2 protein-coding genes are annotated in these 1,556 nt (G+C 22.8%); one reads left to right on the top strand and one right to left on the bottom strand.

Translation table 11 applies throughout. The annotated features are described in order from the left end of the window. Positions 1–255: 255 nt before the first annotated feature. Entirely contained in the window at positions 256–513 is a 258-nt protein-coding gene (locus tag KGF50_RS21420) for a hypothetical protein (protein ID WP_227849933.1), read from the top strand. A gap of 260 nt (positions 514–773) precedes the next feature. Here KGF50_RS21420 and KGF50_RS21425 read toward each other — a convergent pair whose 3' ends face one another. Further along, a complete protein-coding gene (locus tag KGF50_RS21425) occupies positions 774–1,445 on the bottom strand; it encodes a VanZ family protein (protein WP_227849934.1) in 672 nt (223 codons plus the stop codon). Between the last annotated feature and the right edge of the window lie 111 nt (positions 1,446–1,556).

Raw genomic sequence — 1,556 nt, forward strand, 5'->3', positions numbered from 1 at the left:
AATTAACATAGGAAGGGTGGTAAGTATAAGTTTTACTAAATGAAATATATTATATAATGGTATTGGAATAATTAACAGATGATTTATCATGGAAATAAAAAAAAGAATTAATTAGTAAGTATTTTAGAATTAAAGAAATTGCCAAAAGAGAAAGATGGTATATAAGTATGTAATGGTAAAAGTTTTAATTATGTCAAAATAGTATATAACAAGGAAATGACTTTAAAATAAATTAAATATATTGGAGAGGTTGAAATGATAATAATTAGAAGCCAGGATAAAACTAATTTAATGAAAGTTAGTAAAATTGAAATAAATGATAATCAAATATATGTAACATTTGAAGATATGTCTAATATTAGGAAGATAGGAGATTACGAAAGTAAAGAGAGAGCAATACAAGTATTAGATAAGATACAAAATTTTATTGAGAATGGCACGGAATATGATTATATAACTGCCAATAAAGTTAGATGTAATGTAAATCGAATATTTCAAATGCCAATTAAATAAGGCTATTATATTAGGCTGTTCAGATTTAAAAATTATTTTAATAATTTTGTTGAAGGCGATTATAATTAAAAATTATTTTAAATATTATTTTTGCGACAATCAAACAGAAAAGTGAAGATAGGTATTATCGATAAGATAAAAAGTTATTTTTAAATATATTAAAAAATAAAATACCCTATTCTTAAGGTAATAAGGATGGGTATTTTATTTGTACATAAATATTGAAATAAAATGTAAAGCTAATAGATACATTAAATTATCTAATAAGTGATATAAAAATTATACAATAGAAATTCTCCTAAGACAGCTAACACTAAGTATATAATAGCTTCATTTTTAGGAAGGTTAATAGTTTTTCTATTTGTATCATCAGATTCAATAGCAATTTCATCTTGAACAGTTTGTTCATATCTGTTTTCAAAGATAATCTTTTTAGATATATAATTAAATAAATTATCTATACATATCCATATGAAATACCCCAAAATAGCACCTAGAGTATTCATCATCAAATCATCAATATCTGTAGTTCTATGATTGAATAATTGACAAATCTCAATTGCTAATGAAAAGCTTAGCCCAGTATATAATATACTAATAAAATTTCTAAATCTTTCCCAAATCAAAGGAAGTAAAAATCCTAAAGGCATAAACATGATGATGTTTAGAATGTAAGTTAAAGCACCACTTGAACTAAATGGAATTAAATTTATTTCATCTAGTCTAATAATTTCACCATATCTACCTATATCCCATATACTTCCAATACCTGCCTTACTAAGTGCTAAGTAAATATAAAATAAAAAAACATAGACCCATATTAGATGTGTTATTAAATTCCTCTTTTCTTTTAAATTTACTTTTCTTATAACAATTATTTGGTATATTAAACAAGGTAATATTGCACAAAATAACGGATAAAGTGTCCACATAATTGTAATTTATCTCCCTTCAAAATTTATATTTTTAACCTCATAAATACTATCTTTATTGTAATCTTTAAAAATAAACTTTTCTTTAATAAAACCTTAAAAATTTATTAA

Origin of the sequence: Clostridioides sp. ZZV15-6598, assembly GCF_020657705.1 — a bacterium.
GTDB lineage: Bacteria > Bacillota > Clostridia > Peptostreptococcales > Peptostreptococcaceae > Clostridioides > Clostridioides difficile_F.

Bases quoted from the DNA above. Each gene is read 5' to 3' on its own strand.
- KGF50_RS21420 (WP_227849933.1), top strand. From the start codon at position 256: ATGATAATAATTAGAAGCCAGGATAAAACTAATTTAATGAAAGTTAGT.
- KGF50_RS21425 (WP_227849934.1), bottom strand. From the start codon at position 1,445: ATGTGGACACTTTATCCGTTATTTTGTGCAATATTACCTTGTTTAATA.